The organism is Malonomonas rubra DSM 5091 (genome assembly GCF_900142125.1).
Classification (GTDB): Bacteria; Desulfobacterota; Desulfuromonadia; order Desulfuromonadales; family Geopsychrobacteraceae; genus Malonomonas; species Malonomonas rubra.
This window is the reverse complement of record NZ_FQZT01000004.1, coordinates 145,396-165,282: the sequence shown is the minus strand read 5'-3', so window position 1 is coordinate 165,282 and position 19,887 is coordinate 145,396. Positions and strand designations below refer to the sequence as shown.

The following is a 19,887-nucleotide window of genomic DNA, read 5'->3' as shown; positions in this document are numbered from 1 at the left end:
TGCTGGCAAAATTTTCTGTATCGGAGGAAAGTCCATGAGATTTGACGGTTATGACACTGAAGGTTTTTACGATGAGCTGTTCGACCCCGCAGGAAAACCACGGGCAGGCGCCGACCTGCTGATCGAGCGGATCAATGGTTTGCCGGAGACGGAGCTGCAGCGCCGGCAGAAAGCCGCCGAACACGCCCTGTTGAATCTGGGAATTACCTTCAACGTGTACAGTGACGAGGCGCAGACTGAGAAGATTTTTCCTTTCGATATCGTTCCACGCATTGTCCAGGCCTCTGAATGGGATGTCTTGGAAAAAGGTCTGAAACAGCGGATTAACGCGCTGAATACTTTCATCGACGATATCTACAACGCGCAGAAGATCATCAAGGATGGCGTCATCCCGAAAGATCTTGTGCTGTCGGCTGATGGCTTCCGCGAGGCCTGCATCGGTGTCGAACCACCCTGCGGGATCTGGTGTCACATCACTGGAACCGATCTGGTGCGTGACGGCTCCGGCGAGTTCTTCGTGCTGGAAGACAACCTGCGCTGCCCGTCCGGTGTCTCCTATGTGCTGGAGAACCGGCTGATCATGAAACGGACCTTCCCGATGGTCTTCGACGCCTGCAGCGTGCAGCCGGTGACCGACTATCCAAGCCGCCTGCTGGAGATGCTGCAGGAGATGGCGCCTCCCGGTGTACGCGCCCCGGTGGTGGTGGTCTGGACGCCGGGCATTTACAATTCCGCCTACTTTGAGCACAGCTTCCTGGCCCAGCAGATGGGTGTGCCGCTGGTTGAAGGAGGCGACCTGGTGGTGCATCGCGGAGAAGTGATGATGCGCACCACCAAGGGGCTTGAGCGGGTCGATGTCATCTACCGCCGGGTTGACGACGATTTCATGGATCCGAAAGCTTTCCGGCCCGACTCCCTGCTCGGGGTCCCCGGCCTGATGAAAGCCTACCGCAAAGGCAAAGTCGCGCTGGCGAATGCTCCGGGAACCGGGGTCGCTGATGATAAAGCTGTTTATGCCTATGTGCCGGAGATCATCAAGTATTACTTGGGCGAAGACCCGATCATCAACAATGTTCCGACCTACGCCTGCTGGCGCGAGGATGATCGCAAGTACGTGCTGGAGAATCTCGACAAACTGGTTGTCAAGGCGGTCAACGAATCGGGCGGTTACGGCATGCTGATCGGGCCGCACGCGACGGCCGCCGAACGGGCGGAATTCGCTACCCGGATCAAGGCCAAGCCGCGCACCTACATCGCTCAGCCGACGCTGGCGCTGTCACGGGTTCCGGTGCTGATGGACGATCATTTCGAAGGCCGGCACGTCGACCTGCGCCCCTATATTCTGTTCGGCGCCAAAAGCACTTACGTGTTGCCGGGTGGCTTGACCCGGGTCGCGCTGAAAAAAGGGTCGCTGGTGGTCAATTCATCTCAAGGTGGAGGCAGCAAAGACACTTGGGTCCTGAACCACGAGGGCGGAAGTTCGCCGGAATCGACATTGTCGGAACAGTCGCAGAGCCAGGAGGGATAACCATGTTAAGTCGTGTCGCCAATTCCATCTACTGGCTGAATCGCTATATCGAACGAGCAGAAAACGTCGCTCGTTTTATCGACGCCAACTATCACATGACCCTCGACATCCCTGACAGCGCCAGCACCCAGTGGCAACCGCTGATCAACACCACTGGTGACCACGAACTGTTTGCCGAGCTGTACGGCGAGGCCAATCAGGAGAACAGTATCGAGTTCCTAGTCTTCGACCGTAACAACCCCAACTCGATCTACTCCTGTGTCCGGGCGGCGCGGGAAAATGCCCGTTCGGTGCGTGAATACATCAGTTCAGAAATGTGGGAGCAGATCAACACCTTCTATTTGATGATCAATTCAGCAGCCAGAGACACCTCGATGGATCTGCCGCACCAATTCTTCGTCGATATCATGACCGCCAGCCACACCTTTATCGGCATCACCGATTCCACCATGGATCACGGAGAAGGCTGGCATTTCGGGCGGATGGGACGGATGCTCGAGCGGGCGGATAAAACCACCCGGATTCTAGATGTGAAATACTATATTCTGCTGCCTTCGGTCGATTATGTCGGCAGTTCCTACGACAACCTGCTTTGGGGGGCGCTGTTGCGCTCAGCCAGTGCTTTCGAGATGTATCGTAAGCGCCACGGCAGAATAAACCCTGACAAGATCGTCGAATTCCTCCTGCTCGATCCGCGCTTTCCGCGGGCAGTGCATTATTCGATCGTGACCGCCATCATCTCGATGAACAACATTACCGGCAGCCCGCGTGGCACCTTTGCCAATAAAGCGGAGCAGAAACTGGGACGGCTGCTGGCCGAATTCAATTTCGGCTCGCTGGACGAAGTTTTCGAGATCGGCCTGCACGAGTATCTCGATCAGACCCAGACCCGGATCAACGAGGTCGGCGCTGCGGTCCAGAACAATTTTTTCAGCCCCTAGTTCTTTAGAAAACAATCAGGGCCTCCCGCTTGGCAGGAGGCCCTGAAATTGCTCACCGGTGACAAGTCTAGAACCTGCCCTCGAAAACTACTCCGCTTTTTATCAAATATCGTCGCCCCAGAGTTTCTCACTCCAGAACTGCTCTCGCAACCGCTCCTCAGGATACTGATCCAGAAATTGCTCGCGGGAAAAATCGAAACGGTAATCGCCAACGTAGGTGCTGAGAATTTTGTAAGCCGCGTTTATGCGGCGGATCCTGTCCGGATCAGCCTGTTCACCTTTATCAGGATGATAACGGCGCACCAGCTCACGATGCCGTGCCTTGATTTTCTTCCAGCTCGTCTGCGACGACAGATCGAATTCATCCAGCGCAGCCTGCAGATCATCGAAAGTCATAAACCCTCCGAGGCAAATTTTCCGTGACAAGGGATCTCAACGGCAGGCAGTATACCCCAGAAAAAAATCGGACAAAAGGGGCAGCCACATCAATTGACAGTTTCAGCTTTTTCGGCATAGGATAACCGCTTGTTTTGACTTTTAGAAACCGATCTCAACGGAGCGGCAGTGGCCAGAAAAAAAACCGTTTTCAGCTGCACCCAGTGCGGCTTTCAAAGCCCGAAATGGCTCGGCAAGTGTCCCGACTGCAACCAGTGGAACACCCTGATCGAGGAGCAGCCGGTCGAGCAGACTAACCACAGCCGCGCCCTCGCTGCTCCAGGCAAGCCGCAGAAATTCTCTGAAATCACCAGCCGCGAGGAGGATCGCCTGCGCTGCGGTATCGGCGAGCTCGACCGGACCCTCGGCGGCGGCGTAGTGCCCGGTTCGCTGATCCTCGTTGGAGGCGACCCCGGCATCGGCAAATCGACCCTGCTGCTGCAAGCGACTGACCAGCTGGCAAAACAGGGCACCGCCCTCTACGTCACTGCTGAGGAATCGGCGCGGCAGGTCAAACTGCGCGGCGAACGGCTCGGCGTCAATACCGATAATCTTTACCTGCTGGCAGAAACCTCGCTGGAACAGATCAAGGCGCGGATCAAAGAGCTGAAGCCCGATTTTCTCGTCATCGACTCGATCCAGACCATCTTCACCAGCAGTATCGAGTCCGCCCCCGGCAGCGTCAGCCAGGTGCGCGAATGCACCGGTCAGTTGATGATCCAGGCCAAGGGCGACGGACTGCCGACCTTTCTCGTCGGTCACGTCACCAAGGACGGCGCCATCGCCGGACCGCGGGTGCTTGAACACATGGTCGACACGGTCCTCTACTTCGAAGGCGATCCCGGACACCCCTACCGGATTCTGCGCGCGGTGAAAAACCGCTTCGGCTCGACCAACGAGATCGGCGTCTTCGAGATGCAGGAGCAGGGTCTGCGCGAAGTGAGCAACCCCTCGGAGCTGTTTCTCGCCGAGCGGCCGGAGAAGAGCGCCGGATCAGTTGTCGTTCCTTCACTGGAAGGCAGCCGGCCGATCCTGGTCGAGTTGCAAGCGCTGGTTTCCAGCAGCTCCTTCGGCACACCGCAACGAACCGCTATCGGCCTCGATCATAAACGGGTCGGCCTGCTAGTGGCGATTCTGGAAAAAAAGGTCGAGCTATCGATCGCCGGACAGGATATCTTTCTCAACGTCGCCGGCGGCGTCCGGCTGGACGAACCGGCGGTCGATCTCGGCGCCATTGCTGCGCTGGCTTCGAGCCATTTGAATAAAGTGGTCGACCCACAAACAGTGCTGTTCGGTGAAGTCGGCCTGACCGGCGAAGTCCGTGCTGTTTCGCAACCGGAACTGCGAGTGAAAGAGGCGAGCCGGCTCGGTTTCAACCGCTGCGTTCTGCCACAGAGCAGTCTGAAAAACCTGGATGCGCCGAAAGGGATGCAGTTGATCGGCGTGCGTCACGCCAGCGAAGCGCTGGACGCGATTTTCATTTAAGAAAAGAGAGAACAGATGCCTGATGAATTGACCCATTTTGATGCCGACGGCAAAGCTATTATGGTTGATGTCGGCGATAAAGCGATCACCAAGCGGGAAGCACTGGCGGCCGGAGAAGTCAAAATGAACCCGGCCACGCTGAAAAAAATCCTCGACAACACGATGAAAAAAGGGGATGTGCTGGCGGTCGCCCGTCTCGCAGGAATCATGGGCGCTAAGCAGACCTCCAACCTGATCCCGCTGTGCCACCCGCTGCCGATTACATCGGTTGAAGTCGATTTCGAGTGCGAACCTGAAAAGGGTATTGTCCACATCGGAGCGCTGACAAAAGTTACCGGGCAAACCGGCATCGAGATGGAAGCACTGACGGCTGTTTCCATTGCCGCGTTGACCATCTACGACATGTGCAAAGCGATTGACAAGGAGATGGAAATCGGCCAGATCCGTCTGCTGAGAAAGAGCGGCGGCCGCAGCGGAACTTTCGTCCGTCCGGAGCTGAACAACTGAGCAATTAACTTGGAACAATTAACAACATCTGATAAATTTAATCCTGTTGACTTGAACAGGGAACCTTGGACAATCATTTTATGGAAACTCAAAGTTTCAGCATCCGCAAAAGCTTTCTGCTCCCGCTCGGGTTGGTGGTACTCCTTACCCTGACCCTGCTGGTTTGTTGTATCCTGCTGCAGGTGCCGCTGGCGAAAACCCTGATTCTGGCTGCATTCACCATCCCGGTGATTGCCCTGTTCATCGAAAGTTCCCTGCGCCGGGTCACGATAGATGAAAAAGGCGTACAGATCGATAAACCACTGCGCAGCAAACGGATCGACTACGGGGAGTTAACGGCGGTTGATACTGTACTGGTGCGCAAGCGGGCCTTTATCAGCCTCAGCAGCGAGGCTGATTTTATCATTATCTCCAACGGCTACGCAGACTTTGGCCGCCTGGTCAACCTCCTGTTGGAGAGGTCACCGGAAAAAACCATCAGTGACGAAACCCGGCAGATGGCAAACAATCCACCGGAAAAGAGCAGTGACGTTTTCTCGGCCTGGATTGCCGTCGCGGTACTGGTGCTGATAATTTATGTCCAACTGAGGGGCGCATTTTAATTGCCCTTTAGGTTATGATAGCGGCTGAGATACTGCCGTCAGCGAGGAAGGATATGTGTTATGGATGAAACTACTCTGGCTGAATTCAAAGAGCTGCTGCAAAAGCAGATGGACGACCTGCTGCAGAACGTAGGGGAAACGGTTTCAGAAATGACCGAGGAAAAAACCAATTTTCCCGACCCGACTGACCGGGCCTCGCTCGAGTCGGATCGCAACTTCGAGTTGCGTATCCGCGACCGCGAACGCAAGCTGATCAACAAGATCCGTGAAGCGATCGAACGCATCGATGACGGCGAGTTCGGCTTGTGCGAAAGCTGCGAAGAACCGATAAGTGTTGAGCGCCTGAGAGCCAGACCTGTCACGACCCTGTGCATCGAGTGCAAAACCGAGCAAGAGCGGCAGGAAAGAATCGGTTGATCAAATCTTTATATTCCGAAACGGGGGCGGTGAAAACTACCCCCGTTTCTTTTCTCCGGAACCTTCTGACGGCGGGACGTAACCATGGATTCGACCAATCGTCGTTTGGCTCAATTAACCCTGTTAACCCAGCTGGGGCAAGCCCTCAACGCCGCCAATAGTCTGCACTCACTCTGCACCGTCACCAGCCAGTTGCTGCTCGACTGTGAACAGGTCACGGGCGTCATCATTCGCCCACGCCTTTACGGCAACCCACCACCGAGAAATTGCTACTGCCAGCTCGAATCGACTGATCCTGCCTTGAGAATCTTCCTGCAGCAGCAGGATTGCCAGCTCAGCAACCAGGTTCTGCACCAGGGCAAGCAGCGGCTCTATTATCCGCTCTCCAATGTCCGCCATGAACAATTGCCGGCATCCATTTATTCACTGCCGTTACGAATTCACGACCGCAATTTCGGCACCCTCAGTTTTTTCGGCGGCAGCCCGAATGGTCACCTGCCATTCGATGAAGAACAGATCCAATTTTTCCAAACTTGCGCTTTCCAGATTGCCCAGGCTTTTGAACAATTGGTCACGGTCGCCCGCCTGCGTCAGGTTTCGGCATCCGATTTCAGGCGACTGCAGGACCTTTCGCTGCTCTACCGCATCACTCAACTGCTGCACAGCACCCTGTCGCCAAACGAGCTGCTGCACCTGATCCTGTCGCTGCTGGTTTCCCCGGATGGAGGCAGTTTCCATCGTGCCATGCTGTTCATGGTCAACCCCCGCAGCGGCACCATGCAGGGAATTCTCGGCGTCACCCGCGAAAGCGTCCGCTGGCTGCTGCCGGACGGACTGCCCCCCGTTGGCGAACCGGCCGTAAATATCCCGGAAGAGGCCCAACAAGCGCAGCGGGAAGATCCTTTTTCCCGCAAAGTCATGCAGCAGCGGATCGATATCGCCAATAACAATAGTTGCCTGGCTATCGCCGCGCGTGAAAAAAAAGCAATGCTGATTACCCGCGAGCAAATTCACGCCGGGCTGGTCGACCCGCTCTGCGAAAAACTGCACAGCGGCCATCACGCAACCATCCCCCTGCTCAGCCGTGGTCGCACACTCTCGGTTCTGGCAGTCGATAATGGCGACAGCGGCGAGGCAATCGATGCCGAAAGGCTGCGTTTTCTCGAGATGTTTGCCGGTCAGGCTGGTATTGCTCTCGACAACGCCCAGTTGCTTCAGCGAGTCGAAACCGCCCATCGCAATCTGCGTGAAACCCAGGAGCAGTTACTGCAGAAAGAAAAACTGGCCACCATCGGTGAAATGTCCGCATCAATCGCTCATGAGCTGAAAAATCCACTGGTTTCTGTCGGCGGCTTTGCCCGCAGGCTGACCAAATCTCTGGATGAGCAGAGCCCGTCCTATAAGTACGCTGACATTATTCAGCAGGAAAGCGAGCGGTTAGAGAAAATGCTGGACAACATCCTTTCTTTCTCCAAACAGCACCTGCTATGTATCCGTGAATATCGGCTGGAGCAGGTTCTCGATCGAACCCTGGTCATGGAAGCAGAAAAACTGCAGCGGGCGAACATTGAACTGCAGCTCGATTTGATCGATGAATTACCACAAATGCAGGGGGATGCGGAACAACTGGAACAGGTTTTCATCAACCTGATCACAAATGCCAAACAGGCAATGAATGAAGGAGGTATTCTGCAGATAAAATCATCTATGAGCCGGCTGCGTGGAGAGCCGGCCGTGCGGATTGAATTTCACGACAGCGGCGGGGGCATCCCGCCAAAATTGATGCGCAACATCTTCAATCCGTTTTTTACCACCAAGGAGGAAGGAACCGGCCTCGGCCTACCGATCAGCCACCGTATTATTGAGCATCACCAGGGGGAGATCGAAGCCATCAACACCGCATCCGGAGCCTGTTTCAGCGTTATTCTCCCGGTTCGGCTAAATCAGATTTCCGCCGACCCGGTCGGGCAGATGCTGGGTTAAAGGCCATAAAAAACAGGGTCCGACCACGCGAACCCTGTTGAGAGACTAATCTTTCCGCTGCTCCGCGTCCGGCCAGGGAGCGCGCCTTTCCGGCCCAGGGTAGGACGTCGCATTACGATAATCCCGCAAACTAGCATGGTCACGAATGATATCGACCCAACCGTCACTGCGTTTAAAGCACTTTATTTTTCCCGTTGCGATCAGCACATCGAGCACATCGTTACTGACCACCCCGGTGGTCCCATCCAGATAGACAACTTTGATTTGCGTAATTTTCACTTGATTCCCTCTGCAGCTATTGAAAATATTGGCAAGCACAAAGATTACAAGATTCAAATATTTTTTTCCACTGCAAAGGCAAAAAGGTGAATCAACAGAGACAGAAACCGTGCTGCATTTTACCGGTTCAGTCCGTTTCTCACTTGACCGATCAATATTTTTTCAGTTAGGATTTTAATCACAAAAAGGTGACTTGTTCACCTGAAAGCCCGGTGCTCCCCCCCCTCCAGCACCGGGCTTTTTTATTGATTAAATGGCTTGCAAAGATGACCGGCAAACGCTATTGATGGCTGCACCATGAGAAAACACTTAAACATCTGCATCCAGATAGAAAAGACCGTCGCTCAGATCTACCGCAAGATGGCCGAGTCTAGCAAGCTCTCACCTGCTGTTCGTACAGGCCTCTTGGAGTTGGCTCAGGAGGAAGATGATCACGCCAGTCAACTGCAATTTGCCCTGCGCTTCCCAGATGGTTCGATCGTCGACAGTCTGCCGGGAATGCTGCAGGAAGCAGAGCGGTTGTTGCAACTGGCACAAAAAGCCTTACAGCACGTGGAGCAGAATGTTGTCAGCGACCAGCAAGCCGTCAATATCGGCGTTGAACTGGAGAAAAAATTCTGCCAGGCCCACATCGGAAATTCCTTCCAGTTCAAGGAAGAACATTTAAAAAGCATGTTTTCAGCAATGGCTAAGGATGATGAACGACACTGCAAAAAACTCGAAGAGCTAAAAAAGCAATGTCAGCCATAACCAAAGATAAAAAACACCAGCAGTAACAGATTTTTTACTCTCCAACACCCTGGCCCCTGTACCCATTCAGCAAATTCGCGGCAATTGCTCTCCGGCTAACATCTCAATCGCCCTCATTCCGCCGATTGCGGTCTGCATCATCACCCGGCCGCTCGATTTTTCGACCACGTCTCCGATGATCGCAGCACCTCCACCTTCAGGCTGACTGCGCATCAACGCCAGTGCGGCATCAGCCTTTTCAGCATCGATAATTGCCAGCAGCTTGCCTTCGTTGGCGACAAAAAGCGGATCAAGGCCCAAAATTGAACAGGCTCCGGCGACTGTCTGTGTGATCGGCAGTTCAGTTTCCTGCAAACAGATATCAACCTGCGACTGCAGTGCTATTTCCTTCAGGGTCGTAGCAACGCCACCACGAGTCGGGTCGCGCAGCACGTGGACATTCTCGCCAAATTCTGCCAGAAGTTTCGTCACCAGATGATTCAACGCCATTGAATCGGTCGCAATATCGCTCTGCAGATCGAGCCCTTCGCGGCTGGCCAGCACCGCCATACCGTGATCGCCAATACTGCCGTTGATCAGAATCTTGTCACCCGGTTTGGCGGCATTCCCGAGGATTTTCAAATCGTGATCAAAAACACCGATCCCGGAGGTATTGATGAAAATCTTATCCCCCTTGCCGCGCGGCACCACCTTGGTATCGCCAGTGACAATTTTTACTTGCGCTTTATCGGCCGCAGCCTTCATCGCCTGCAGCACTTCACGCAGCTCGGCAAGCGCCAACCCTTCTTCGAGGATCAGCCCGACACTGATCGCCAGCGGGCGGGCGCCACTCATCGCCAGGTCGTTAACCGTGCCGTTGATCGCCAGGTCGCCGATGTTGCCGCCGGGGAATATGATCGGATCGACGACGTAGGAATCAGTGGTGAAAGCGAGACGGGTGCTGTCGATTCCTTCGAGAATGGCAGCATCGTTCTGGTCCGACTGAGCCACTTGCGACAGGGTCGGGATAATCAACTCGTCGAGCAATTGGTGACTCAGCTTGCCACCACTGCCGTGGCCGAGGAGGATGACGTCAGTGTTCAATTTTAATTCCTTCGCAAAGAAAACCTCCCCTCCCCTGGAGGGAGGGGATTGAGGGGAGGGGGGATTGTCGAGCATCACCCCCACCCTAGCCCTCCCCCCTCAAGGGGGAGGGAAAAGATCTCAGGATAAAATCAATCCGTTCCGTACTTATATTCCGCCGCACAAGTTCCTTCCGACGACACCATACACGCTCCGACCGGGTTTTCCGGGGTACAGGCTGTGCGAAACAGTGGGCAATCCTTCGGCGTCACTTTCCCTTTGAGGATTTCTCCACAGAGACAGCCTTCGTGCTCTTTCGGCTCTTCAACCTCGACCGGAATCTGCTTCTCGGCATCAAATTCAGCGAACTCATCCCGAATCCGCAAACCGCTGCCGGGTATCATGCCGATGCCTCGCCAACCGGTATCGCAGAGCTCGAAAACATCTGCCAGCAGCGCCTGTGCTTTAGCATTACCTTGCGGCTTGACAATGCGCTGGTATTCGTTCTCCACTTCGGCGCGGCCATCCAGCACCTGCTGCACCAACATCTGCACACCGCGCAGCATGTCGAGAGGCTCAAAACCGGTTACTACGCAGGGAACTTTGAACTGCTCGGCCAACGGCTTATAGGCTTCGGCACCAATTACCGCGCTAACGTGGGCCGGGCAGATATAGCCGTCGACCTGCAGCTCGGGGTCACTGGTCAGCGCCGCCATCGGCGTTGGCATGGTCTTGTGCGCGCAGAGGACAAAGTAATTTTTCAACCCACGCTTTTTCGCCTCAACGATGGAACCGGCAATGGTCGGTGCGGTGGTTTCGAAACCGACCCCGAGGAAGATAACAATCTTCTCCGGATTTTTTTCCGCCAGGGCGACTGCGTCGAGGGGCGAGTAGACAATCTTGATCTGGGCACCGCTCGCCTGTTCGCGCAGCAGGCTGCTGCTGGAACCGGGCACACGGACCATATCGCCGAAGGTAGCGATAACGACATCCGCCTGCCGGGCGTAAGCGACCGCTTTATCGACATATTCGATCGGCGTGACACAGACCGGGCAACCGGGGCCGGAAATCAATCTGATCTGTTTTGGCAACAGGTTGCGGATCCCATGCTGGTAGATCGACATGGTGTGGGTGCCGCAAACCTCCATTAACGTGATGACACCCGGATAATCGGCCACTTGCTTTTCGATGGTCGCCAGCATCGCTTTGGCCAGAGCGGGATCGCGGAATTCTCCAGCGTATTTCATTCCGCGCCCAATCCTGCATCCAAAGCTTCCCGGAAAACTTGCAGCGTCTTCTCCGCTTCCTCCGGATCAATCTTCTCGATGGCAAACCCGGCGTGCAGCAGCACATAATCACCGACCGCAACATCGTCGAGCATCATCAAACTGCCTTCACGACGCACCCCGTCGATTTCGCAGACTGCGGTCCCCTCTTCGATTTCGACCACCTTCATCGGTACGGCTAAACACATATTCCTACTCCGCACAAAGAGAATCAGGATACCCATGAAAGAGGTGTTTGCCGCCCGGATGGCGACAATCAAGCCCCAGGGACGGGTTTATGCGTCCTCTGGAATGGGTGCCTTGATTCGCAATTTATTTCTTCGCCGCCAACTTCTCCCGCAACCAGTCGTACCACTTATCCAACCCTTCACCGCTGTAGCAGGAGAGCTCGATAATCTCGATCTCGGGATTGACCCGCTTGGCGTACTCGCGGCACTTCTCCAGGTCGAAGCGCAGGTGCGGTATCAGATCCATTTTGTTGATCAGCATCAGCTTGCTGTTACGGAACATCTGCGGGTACTTGAGCGGCTTGTCCTCGCCCTCGGTGACCGAGAGCACAGCCACTTTGCAATCCTCACCCAGATCGAAAGAGGCCGGGCAGACCAGGTTGCCGACGTTCTCGATCATCAGCACATCGGTCTTATCCAGGTCAAAATGCTCGACACCGTGACCGACCATGTGGGCATCGAGGTGGCACCCGGCACCGGTGTTGATCTGGTGAGCCGGCACGCCGGTGGCAGCGATACGGTCGGCGTCGTTACTGGTCTGCTGATCACCTTCCAGCACGGCGAAACCGAGCTCGCTCTGCAATTCTTTCAGTGTTGTCTCGAGGATGGTGGTCTTGCCGCTACCGGGCGAGCTGACCAGGTTGAGTACCAGCAGTCCCTTCTCCTGAAACAGCGCCCGGTTGTTTCCGGCCAGGCGGTTATTCTTGGAGAGCAAATCCTCTTCGATGCTGATGGTTTTGCCCTTAACGTGATCGTGGGAATGATCATGACTGTGGTCATGGTCATGATGGTGATGATGATCGGCACTGCTGCCGCAACCGCAATCGATACACATGGTCAGTCGACCTCCATTTCCTTGATGCGCAACTCTTCGCCGGAGAGCAGTTCACTCGCGGCGCTGTCACACTCGGGACAACAGGCCAGCAGCTCTTCCAGCGGAAACTCGTAAGAACAATTCAAGCAACGTGCTCTCGCAGGGATCTGTTCAATCAGCAACGCGGCTCCTTCCAGCATCGTCCCTCTGGTGCAGGCTTCGAAGCAAAATTCCATCGCCTCCGGCACGACGCCGGAGAGGCTGCCGACCTCGACCGTCACTGATCGGATCACCTCTGCCTGCTGCTCCCTGGCAGCGCGTTCTGCTATTTCGACAATGCTCTGAGTGATTCCCAGTTCGTGCAAAAAATTTCCCTTTGACAGAAAAAGCAAAAAGTGTCTTTCTAGAGAAACGAGACAAAATGTTACATTTTGTTTACAATTTGCTCACTATAGGCAAAACCGACAAAAAAGCAAGTTGGGGCGAAGCCGTATACGGTACAAGCATTCGATACATGTTACCCACTTCCTGAATCAGTATGGGACAAAATGATGCACAGCGGCAAAATTTACATCTGTGACGGCGATAAAAACTCCCGGCGCTTCCTCGAAGAAACCCTGAAATTGCAAGGCCATCAGCTGACCAGTTACGCCCAGGGCAATCAATTGCTGCAGGCGCTGGAAGAGCAACAGGACGAAGCACCCGACCTGCTGCTGATCGACATGCACCTGCCCGACATCAGCGGCTTCGACCTGTTGCGCCGCATCAAACGCCTGCGCCCACAACTGCATGTCATCCCGATGAACGCCTTCGGCACGGTACGCGGTGCGATCGAAGCAATGAAGCAGGGCGCTTACGATTACCTCCTCAAACCTTTTACTGCCAGCGAGCTGAACAGCCTGGTAGATAAACTGATCGAACACAACCGGCTGGTCTCGGAAAACCGCTCGCTGAAAGCAGAAATCCGCCGCCGCTTCGACCCGGAGCAGGTGGTCTTTAAAAGCCCCTGTTTTGCCCAAGTGTTCGAGCTGGCGAAAAAGGTCGCCGCCGCCGATGCCAGCATCCTGATCATGGGAGAGAGCGGTGCCGGCAAAGAAATCATCGCCTCGACCATCCACTACAGCAGCGGGCGCCGCGATCAGCGCTTCCTCACCATCAACTGCGCCGCGCTGACCGACACCCTGCTGGAAAGTCAGCTGTTCGGCCACGTCAAAGGGGCCTTTACCGGCGCTGTCGGCAGCCAACGTGGCCTGATCGAAGAAGCGGACCTGGGCACCCTGTTTCTGGATGAAATCGGTGATATCAGCCCTGGCCTGCAGGCCAAGCTTTTGCGCGTGCTGCAGGAAAAGGAGTTCATCCCGGTCGGCTCGACCAAAGTCCGGCGAGCCAATGTTCGCTTCGTTGCCGCCACCAACAAAGACCTGCAGGAAGAGGTCAAAGCCGGTCGCTTCCGCGAAGACCTGTTCTATCGCCTCAACGTCGTCACCCTGCAGGTGCCAGCTCTGCGCGAACGGCCGGAAGACATTGAACCGCTGGCAAAACTGTTCATGGAGAAATTTGCCGGCCGCGGCAAACTCGAGCTGACCCGCGAAGCGGTCGCCTTACTCGCTGGTTACAGCTGGCCCGGCAACGTGCGCGAACTGGAAAACGTCATCGAGATGGCGGTTATTTTGGCCGACCAAGGTGTGATCGATGCCGCCCAGTTGCCACCCAAGTTGACCACCGACCAAGTGACGCCGATGCCGACACCGAAAGCGGGAATGACGCTGGAAGACGTGGAAAAAATGTACATTGAACAGATTTACCGCGAAACCGGCTATCATAAGCTGCGCACTTCGCAGATCCTCGACATCGCCCGCCGCACCCTCGACCGCAAGCTGCAGCAGTACGGTATTCAGAAAGATGCAAGCTGACTAAAACCAATCCGGTCAGCTTGCACGCCAAAATGACCCACCCTGTTTAATTCTGTCCGTATACGCAATTCCACAACGAAACCAATCGCTTATCCGTAAACGTATACACCTATTCATTCCAGAGCCTTAGCCCTGTTTACGTTTTTTTGGGCACAGTCCTTGCCGAATGCTACCGGCTAATGTGTCTTCCTGTCTTTCATTAACACTAGAAGCCACAGCTGCAATGCCACCTTTCAATTACACATAGGCCGGCCAGTGCAGTATTGACCGACCCATCAATTTAACAAAGGGCACTATGCCCTCACTTAGAGGAGAGAAGAGCATCATGGCAAAAATCGTCATCGATCCGATCTCGCGCGTCGAAGGCCACATGAAAGTGGAGGCCGTCGTCGAGAACGGTGTCGTCAAAGAAGCAAAAAGCTCAGGTATGATGTACCGGGGTCTGGAGAACATCCTGATTGACCGCGATCCGCGCGATGCCGCCCGCATCGTTCAGCGTATCTGCGGTGTCTGTCCGACCTCCCACGGTCTGGCCGCCTCCTTCGCCCTCGACGAAGCTTACGGTGTTAACGGTAACATCACCGATAACGGCCGCATCCTGCGTAACCTGATCCAGGGCGCCAACTTCGTCCAGTCGCATATCCTGCACTTCTATCAGTTGGCCGCCCTCGACTATGTTGATGTCGCCGCCTGCGCCGACTACACAGGTGGCGATCCTGAGCTGACCAAGATCAAAGACTTCATCGCCCGTGGCCACCTGGGTCCTTTCGTGCCCCGCTACGAAGGCGACTACCGCCTGAGCAAAGAAGAAAACATCGCTGCGGTTTCCCACTACGTCAAGGCGCTCAACATGCGTCGTCTGGCACACGAGACTGTCGCCGTTTTCGGCGGCAAGATGCCGCACAACATGTCGATCGTTGCCGGTGGCGTTACCGCCGCACCTTCCGTCGACAAGATCGCCGCCTTCATCTGGCGCATGGAGCAACTGATCGACTTCATCGACAGCTGTTACATTCCTGACGTACTGCTGGTCGCCAGCCGCTACAGCGACTACTTCGGCATCGGCGCCGGCTGCAAGCAGTTCATGTCCTTCGGTGTTTTCGATATGGACAGCGACCCGGACCTGACCAAGCGTCACCGCTACATCCCACAGGGCATTGTCAGTTCCGACCTGAAGATGACCCGCCTCGATCCGAACAAGATCACCGAGGAAGTTCAGAGCAGCTGGTTCCAGGACCACGGTGCGCAGCACCCCTACGACGGCACCACCATCCCGGATCGCGAGAAGCCTGGCGCATACAGCTGGATCAAGTCGCCACGTTACGACGGTCAGGTACTGGAAGTCGGCCCATTGGCGCGGATGCTGGCCAGCTACGTTGCCGGCGACAAACAGGTTCAAGGCATGATCAACGGTGTCCTCGGCAAATTCAACGCCGGTCCGGATGCCCTGTTCTCGGTTCTCGGCCGGCACGCCGCCCGCGCTATCGAGACCAAGATCGTTGCCGAGAAGTGCAAAGAGTGGGCACTGCAGCTGCAGCCGGGTCAGCCAAGCTTCACCGACTTCAACCTCGACGTCACCAGCCGCGGCATGGGTCTGCACGAAGCACCGCGCGGTGCCCTGGGACACTGGATCGTTGTCGAAGGTGGCAAGACCAAAAACTACCAGGCCGTGGTTCCGACCACCTGGAACGCCGGCCCGATGGACGCCAAAGGCCAGCCGGGTCCGATCGAGCAATCGATCATTGGCACCAAGGTCAAGGACGCCAAGAACCCGTTCGAACTGGTTCGTATCGTCCGCTCCTACGACCCTTGCCTCTCCTGTGCGGTTCACGTCGTCACCCCGAAGGGTGAAGACCTCGGCCGTTTCGTCGTCGGAGCGCAGTAAATGGAAGCCGCAGCCCTGTTCGCAGAAGAGCGCGCGCCGCTGCTGGTGATGGCGGTCGGTAACATCCTGAAAATGGATGATGGCTTCGCCGATGCAGTGCTTAACCATCTGGCAGAGATGGAGCTGCCAGAAGATGTCGAGCTTTTCGACGCCGGCACCAGCGCCATCGATCTGATGGAAGTGTTCGATCGGCGCGAAAAACTGATCGTCATCGACGCCGTGCGCGGTGGCCAGGAGCCAGGCACCCTCTACCGCTTCAGCCCGCAGGAAGTGGAAGATGGGGCCCTGCCGATGAACTCACTGCACCAGGTCGGCCTGCTGGAAACCCTGAAGCTGGGCGAGCTGGTCGACTGCAAACCGAAATCGACGGTGATCATCGGCTGTCAGCCGCAAGATACCGGCCTCGGCATCGGCTTAAGCGAACCGGTAAAAGCGCAGATCGAGCGGGCCAGCGAACTGGTGCTGAAAGAAATCAATCAATTTATTGAATCGAATTTATAGGAGAAATGACAATGGCTTTAACCCGACGTTCCTTTTTGAAAACGTCCGCAGCGGGCACCGCCGCACTCGGTGTCAGCCTGTTCGACAACCCGACCATGCGCAGCGCTTTTGCATCCGCTGTCCAGGAGACTCCGGTGGTCTGGCTGGCCTCCGGTTGCTGTTCCGGTTGCTCGGTTTCGCTGCTTAATTCCTTGAGCCCGCGCATCCAGGATGTCCTGCTCGACCAAGTTCTGCCCGGACATCATATCTCGCTCAACTTCCACCCAACCGTCATGGCTGCCTCCGGCGACATGGCGATGCAGGCGATGTACGACACCGAAGAGAAACCGTTCGTACTTGTGGTTGAAGGTTCGGTCATGACCGCCGACAGCGGTGTCATGTGCGAGGTGGGTGAAGACCACGGCCACGGCATTCCCGGTGTCGAGCATATCCGCCGCATGGGCAAGAAGGCGAAAGCGGTCATCGCCGCCGGTTCCTGCGCGGCTTTCGGTGGTGTCAATAAAGCCAACATGAACCCGAGCGGTTCGATTGGCGTGAAAGAATTCTTCGCCCAGGAAGGGATCACGACCCCGACCATCAGCCTGCCCGGTTGCGCCATGCATCCCGACTGGTTCGTCGGCACCTTGGCAGCTGTTCTGCTGCATGGTCCGGAAGCGATCAAGGTCGACCAGTACGGCCGTCCGGAAATGTTCTACCGTAAGCTGATCCACGACAACTGTCCGCTGCGCGGCCAGTTCGACAAAGGCGTTTTTGCCGAAAAGATGGGCGACGAAGGCTGCCTCTACAAGCTCGGCTGCAAAGGTCCTGTGACCCACTCCGACTGTGCTGAGCGCAAGTTCAACTCCGGCACCAACTGGTGTATCGACAACCGCCACCCTTGTCAGGGCTGCACCGAACCGGAATACCCCTACGAGGGCAGCATGTGGGACACCGTGCCGATCGCCGGTGTTACTCCTCCGGGACTCTATCCCCCGATCATGACCGACAACAAGACCTCGGTTGACGTCACTCCGGGCTACGCCGCACTGGCCGGCCTGGCAGCTGGTGCCGTCGGCGCCAAGGTGTTGGGGAAAAAGAGCGATTCTGATAAGGAATAATTTTCCGGGAGGATGATTTAAATGGAACTCGATCGAAGAAAATTTCTAAAAATCGGCGCTGCCGCCGGTGGAGCTGCAGCCTGCAGTCCCGCCGCACCGGCTCTGGCGCGCGATGAGCGGGAGCCGGATCCGAACTGGTACGGCATGCTCAACGACTCAACGCGCTGCATCGGCTGCAAGGCCTGCCAGGTCGCCTGTAAAACTGAAAACAAATTGCCGGCGGAAACAACCCTCGGCGACGACAAGCAGTTCGGTCAAGCAATCTACGATTCGCCGCGTGAGCTGTCGGAACACACCTACACCCTGATCAAAGCGCATCAGGATGCAGAAACCAACGAGACCACCTTCGTCAAGCAGCAGTGCATGCACTGTGTCGACCCGGCCTGCCAATCGGCCTGTATCGTTGGCGCGCTGACAAAGGAAGCTGACGGTTCTGTCAAGTACGACGCAGGCCTGTGCATGGGTTGCCGTTACTGCATGGTCGCCTGCCCGTTCAGCGTACCGCAGTTCGAGTGGTTCAAGGCGATTCCGTCGATCAAAAAATGCACCCTGTGCAGTGAGTCGCGCCTGAGCAAAGGCCAGCCGACCGCATGCTCCAGTGCCTGTCCGGCCGGCGCTATCGTCTTCGGCAAGCGCACCGACCTGATCAAGCTGGCGCGCAAGCGGATCGAACAAAACCCTGAACAGTACCTGGATCACATTTATGGCGAAAAGGAAGTCGGCGGCACCAACGTCCTCTACCTGACCAAACCGAAGGTCGCATTCGCCAGCCTCGGTCTGCAGGATTTCGATTACAAAGCAGTATCCGGCCTGACCGAAAGCATCCAGCACCGGATTTTCCAGTATTTCATTCCGCCAATCGCTGTCTACAGCATCCTGGGCGGCATCATGGCTTACAACCAGCGGCGCAAAAAAGAGGCCGGCACTTTAGGAGGTGACGATGAGTATTAAGGCGGCACCGCTGCATCAAAAATTTATTACCCCGAACTTCTGGGTCCTGATCTTCTTCATGTTGTCCGGCGCCGGGTTCGCTTATTTCCGTTTCTTCGAGGGCTTCGGCAGCGTCACCAACATGAGCAAAGCCTATCCCTTCGGCCTCTGGATTGCTTTCGACGTCGCCTGTGGCGTTGCGCTGGCAGCCGGTGGTTTTACGACGGCTGCGATTGTCGAGATCTTCGGCCGTGAGAAGTATCATGCCCTGGTGCGCCCGGCGATCCTGACCGCATTCATCGGTTACTTCCTGGTCGGGCTGGCGGTCTTTTTTGACCTCGGTAAGTACTACAACATCTGGCACGCGCTGATCTACTGGAACGGCACCTCGGTGCTGTTCGAGGTCGCCTGGTGCGTTATGCTCTACCTGACCGTTCTCGGTATCGAGAACATTCCGAACGTGGTTGAGCAGTACTCCGGCAAGGTCAACCTGCCCGGGCCGCTGGCCGGGTTCAACGGTCTCGGCAACTGGGTCCTCGGCAAGGCCGACTGGTTCACCAAGAAGACCATGGCGTTCTTCGTTATTGCCGGCGTCGTGCTCTCCTTCGGCCACCAGTCATCGCTGGGCACCATGATGCTGATCGCGCCCTACAAGCTGCACGACCTCTGGTACACCCCGATGTCGCCGCTGCTGTTTTTGACTTCGGCAGTCTGCGTCGGTCCGTCGATGGTCATCTTCGAGGGCACCTTGGCCAGCAAGTTCTTCGGCCGCAAGCCGGAAACTGAACTGCTCGGTAGTTTTGCCAAGTACATCCCGCTGTTCCTCGGCACCTACCTGCTGCTGCGCTTCATGGATCTGGCCTACCGCGGCGTTCTCGCCCAGGCCTTCGACGGCAGCGTTGCCGGATACTCCTTCCTGCTGGAGATGGCGCTGTTCATCGTGCCTTACTTCGCTTTGAAGTCGACGAATGTTCGCTACAACGGCACCAAGCTGTTCCTCTGCGCCATGTCGGTTATCTGCGGCGTAGTGCTGAACCGCTTCAACGTCTTTTTGATCGGCATGGACATGGGACCGAACTGGAACTACTTCCCGTCTGTCGGTGAGTTTTCAGTCACCTTCGCTTTCTTGGCACTCGGCGTGATGATGTACAAAATTGCCGTCAACTATCTGCCGATCCTGGAAGAAGAGCACTAGGAGATTATCCCTTCTCCCACTGGGAGAAGGTGGCCGAAGGCCGGATGAGG

At 56.0% G+C, this 19,887-nt stretch carries 21 protein-coding genes; 14 read left to right on the top strand and 7 right to left on the bottom strand.

Annotated elements, in window-relative coordinates; genetic code table 11:
- Positions 1–34 precede the first annotated feature (34 nt).
- Both BUB13_RS07580 and BUB13_RS07575 read left to right on the top strand, forming a co-directional pair.
- Positions 35–1,528: a circularly permuted type 2 ATP-grasp protein gene (locus BUB13_RS07580; RefSeq protein ID WP_072907485.1), complete on the top strand. Its 1,494-nt coding sequence runs from the start codon at positions 35–37 to the stop codon at positions 1,526–1,528.
- A 2-nt stretch (positions 1,529–1,530) separates the two neighbouring features.
- The gene (locus tag BUB13_RS07575) at positions 1,531–2,469 is read left to right on the top strand and encodes an alpha-E domain-containing protein (protein ID WP_072907483.1); all 939 of its coding nucleotides are present in this window, start codon (positions 1,531–1,533) and stop codon (positions 2,467–2,469) included.
- A 102-nt stretch (positions 2,470–2,571) separates the two neighbouring features.
- On the opposite strand, the gene BUB13_RS07570 is transcribed toward BUB13_RS07575, so the two are convergent.
- Positions 2,572–2,865 carry a J domain-containing protein gene (locus BUB13_RS07570; RefSeq protein ID WP_072907481.1) on the bottom strand — a complete coding sequence of 98 codons (294 nt, stop codon included), beginning with the start codon at positions 2,863–2,865 and terminating at the stop codon, positions 2,572–2,574.
- A gap of 168 nt (positions 2,866–3,033) precedes the next feature.
- Between BUB13_RS07570 and radA the strand changes: the two genes are divergently transcribed.
- From radA to BUB13_RS07545, 5 genes are all read left to right on the top strand, one after another.
- The gene (gene radA, locus BUB13_RS07565; protein ID WP_072907479.1) at positions 3,034–4,389 is read left to right on the top strand and encodes a DNA repair protein RadA; all 1,356 of its coding nucleotides are present in this window, start codon (positions 3,034–3,036) and stop codon (positions 4,387–4,389) included.
- 15 nt (positions 4,390–4,404) lie between these two features.
- Positions 4,405–4,896 (top strand): cyclic pyranopterin monophosphate synthase MoaC, encoded by a 492-nt coding sequence (gene moaC / locus BUB13_RS07560; RefSeq protein ID WP_072907477.1) that lies wholly within the window; start codon positions 4,405–4,407, stop codon positions 4,894–4,896.
- A gap of 80 nt (positions 4,897–4,976) precedes the next feature.
- On the top strand, positions 4,977–5,498 hold the full coding sequence (locus BUB13_RS07555) for a hypothetical protein (protein WP_072907475.1): 522 nt from the start codon (positions 4,977–4,979) through the stop codon (positions 5,496–5,498).
- Positions 5,499–5,558: 60 nt separating this feature from the next.
- The gene (gene dksA, locus BUB13_RS07550) at positions 5,559–5,915 is read left to right on the top strand and encodes an RNA polymerase-binding protein DksA (protein WP_072907474.1); all 357 of its coding nucleotides are present in this window, start codon (positions 5,559–5,561) and stop codon (positions 5,913–5,915) included.
- A gap of 84 nt (positions 5,916–5,999) precedes the next feature.
- Complete coding sequence (locus tag BUB13_RS07545) at positions 6,000–7,898, top strand: ATP-binding protein (protein WP_072907472.1); 1,899 nt, start codon at positions 6,000–6,002, stop codon at positions 7,896–7,898.
- A 45-nt stretch (positions 7,899–7,943) separates the two neighbouring features.
- Here the strand turns inward: BUB13_RS07545 and BUB13_RS18760 are convergent, their stop codons facing one another.
- Positions 7,944–8,177: a GSU3473 family protein gene (locus tag BUB13_RS18760; RefSeq protein ID WP_139249329.1), complete on the bottom strand. Its 234-nt coding sequence runs from the start codon at positions 8,175–8,177 to the stop codon at positions 7,944–7,946.
- A gap of 297 nt (positions 8,178–8,474) precedes the next feature.
- On the opposite strand from BUB13_RS18760, the gene BUB13_RS07535 reads away from it, so the two are divergent.
- The gene (locus BUB13_RS07535) at positions 8,475–8,927 is read left to right on the top strand and encodes a hypothetical protein (RefSeq protein ID WP_072907468.1); all 453 of its coding nucleotides are present in this window, start codon (positions 8,475–8,477) and stop codon (positions 8,925–8,927) included.
- 66 nt (positions 8,928–8,993) lie between these two features.
- Here the strand turns inward: BUB13_RS07535 and hypE are convergent, their stop codons facing one another.
- From hypE to hypA, 5 genes are all read right to left on the bottom strand, one after another.
- Positions 8,994–10,010 carry a hydrogenase expression/formation protein HypE gene (gene hypE, locus BUB13_RS07530; RefSeq protein ID WP_072907466.1) on the bottom strand — a complete coding sequence of 339 codons (1,017 nt, stop codon included), beginning with the start codon at positions 10,008–10,010 and terminating at the stop codon, positions 8,994–8,996.
- Between the two features lie 131 nt (positions 10,011–10,141).
- Positions 10,142–11,236: a hydrogenase formation protein HypD gene (gene hypD / locus BUB13_RS07525; protein ID WP_072907464.1), complete on the bottom strand. Its 1,095-nt coding sequence runs from the start codon at positions 11,234–11,236 to the stop codon at positions 10,142–10,144.
- A complete protein-coding gene (locus tag BUB13_RS07520) occupies positions 11,233–11,463 on the bottom strand; it encodes a HypC/HybG/HupF family hydrogenase formation chaperone (RefSeq protein WP_072907462.1) in 231 nt (76 codons plus the stop codon). The genes hypD and BUB13_RS07520 overlap by 4 nt, the downstream gene beginning before the upstream one ends.
- 124 nt (positions 11,464–11,587) lie before the next feature.
- Positions 11,588–12,337: a hydrogenase nickel incorporation protein HypB gene (gene hypB / locus BUB13_RS07515; protein ID WP_072907460.1), complete on the bottom strand. Its 750-nt coding sequence runs from the start codon at positions 12,335–12,337 to the stop codon at positions 11,588–11,590.
- Positions 12,338–12,339: 2 nt separating this feature from the next.
- Positions 12,340–12,681 (bottom strand): hydrogenase maturation nickel metallochaperone HypA, encoded by a 342-nt coding sequence (gene hypA, locus BUB13_RS07510; protein WP_072907458.1) that lies wholly within the window; start codon positions 12,679–12,681, stop codon positions 12,340–12,342.
- 186 nt (positions 12,682–12,867) lie between these two features.
- On the opposite strand from hypA, the gene BUB13_RS07505 reads away from it, so the two are divergent.
- The 6 genes from BUB13_RS07505 (at position 12,868) to nrfD (ending at position 19,837) form a co-directional block, all read left to right on the top strand.
- Positions 12,868–14,229 (top strand): sigma-54-dependent transcriptional regulator, encoded by a 1,362-nt coding sequence (locus BUB13_RS07505; protein WP_072907456.1) that lies wholly within the window; start codon positions 12,868–12,870, stop codon positions 14,227–14,229.
- Positions 14,230–14,554: 325 nt separating this feature from the next.
- Positions 14,555–16,114: a nickel-dependent hydrogenase large subunit gene (locus BUB13_RS07500; RefSeq protein WP_072907454.1), complete on the top strand. Its 1,560-nt coding sequence runs from the start codon at positions 14,555–14,557 to the stop codon at positions 16,112–16,114.
- Positions 16,115–16,615: a HyaD/HybD family hydrogenase maturation endopeptidase gene (locus BUB13_RS07495; RefSeq protein WP_072907452.1), complete on the top strand. Its 501-nt coding sequence runs from the start codon at positions 16,115–16,117 to the stop codon at positions 16,613–16,615.
- Between the two features lie 11 nt (positions 16,616–16,626).
- Positions 16,627–17,712, top strand: coding sequence for a hydrogenase small subunit (locus BUB13_RS07490; protein ID WP_161947630.1), 1,086 nt, complete (start codon positions 16,627–16,629; stop codon positions 17,710–17,712).
- A 21-nt stretch (positions 17,713–17,733) separates the two neighbouring features.
- Entirely contained in the window at positions 17,734–18,663 is a 930-nt protein-coding gene (gene hybA, locus BUB13_RS07485) for a hydrogenase 2 operon protein HybA (RefSeq protein ID WP_072907448.1), read from the top strand.
- Positions 18,653–19,837 (top strand): NrfD/PsrC family molybdoenzyme membrane anchor subunit, encoded by a 1,185-nt coding sequence (gene nrfD / locus BUB13_RS07480; RefSeq protein WP_072907446.1) that lies wholly within the window; start codon positions 18,653–18,655, stop codon positions 19,835–19,837. Before hybA ends, nrfD begins: the two co-directional genes overlap by 11 nt.
- Positions 19,838–19,887: the final 50 nt, after the last annotated feature.

Bases quoted from the DNA above. Each gene is read 5' to 3' on its own strand.
- BUB13_RS07580 (WP_072907485.1), top strand. From the start codon at position 35: ATGAGATTTGACGGTTATGACACTGAAGGTTTTTACGATGAGCTGTTC.
- BUB13_RS07575 (WP_072907483.1), top strand. From the start codon at position 1,531: ATGTTAAGTCGTGTCGCCAATTCCATCTACTGGCTGAATCGCTATATC.
- BUB13_RS07570 (WP_072907481.1), bottom strand. From the start codon at position 2,865: ATGACTTTCGATGATCTGCAGGCTGCGCTGGATGAATTCGATCTGTCG.
- moaC (WP_072907477.1), top strand. From the start codon at position 4,405: ATGCCTGATGAATTGACCCATTTTGATGCCGACGGCAAAGCTATTATG.
- BUB13_RS07555 (WP_072907475.1), top strand. From the start codon at position 4,977: ATGGAAACTCAAAGTTTCAGCATCCGCAAAAGCTTTCTGCTCCCGCTC.
- dksA (WP_072907474.1), top strand. From the start codon at position 5,559: ATGGATGAAACTACTCTGGCTGAATTCAAAGAGCTGCTGCAAAAGCAG.
- BUB13_RS07545 (WP_072907472.1), top strand. From the start codon at position 6,000: ATGGATTCGACCAATCGTCGTTTGGCTCAATTAACCCTGTTAACCCAG.
- BUB13_RS07535 (WP_072907468.1), top strand. From the start codon at position 8,475: ATGAGAAAACACTTAAACATCTGCATCCAGATAGAAAAGACCGTCGCT.
- hypD (WP_072907464.1), bottom strand. From the start codon at position 11,236: ATGAAATACGCTGGAGAATTCCGCGATCCCGCTCTGGCCAAAGCGATG.
- BUB13_RS07520 (WP_072907462.1), bottom strand. From the start codon at position 11,463: ATGTGTTTAGCCGTACCGATGAAGGTGGTCGAAATCGAAGAGGGGACC.
- hypB (WP_072907460.1), bottom strand. From the start codon at position 12,337: ATGTGTATCGATTGCGGTTGCGGCAGCAGTGCCGATCATCATCACCAT.
- BUB13_RS07505 (WP_072907456.1), top strand. From the start codon at position 12,868: ATGCACAGCGGCAAAATTTACATCTGTGACGGCGATAAAAACTCCCGG.
- BUB13_RS07500 (WP_072907454.1), top strand. From the start codon at position 14,555: ATGGCAAAAATCGTCATCGATCCGATCTCGCGCGTCGAAGGCCACATG.
- BUB13_RS07495 (WP_072907452.1), top strand. From the start codon at position 16,115: ATGGAAGCCGCAGCCCTGTTCGCAGAAGAGCGCGCGCCGCTGCTGGTG.
- BUB13_RS07490 (WP_161947630.1), top strand. From the start codon at position 16,627: ATGGCTTTAACCCGACGTTCCTTTTTGAAAACGTCCGCAGCGGGCACC.
- hybA (WP_072907448.1), top strand. From the start codon at position 17,734: ATGGAACTCGATCGAAGAAAATTTCTAAAAATCGGCGCTGCCGCCGGT.
- nrfD (WP_072907446.1), top strand. From the start codon at position 18,653: ATGAGTATTAAGGCGGCACCGCTGCATCAAAAATTTATTACCCCGAAC.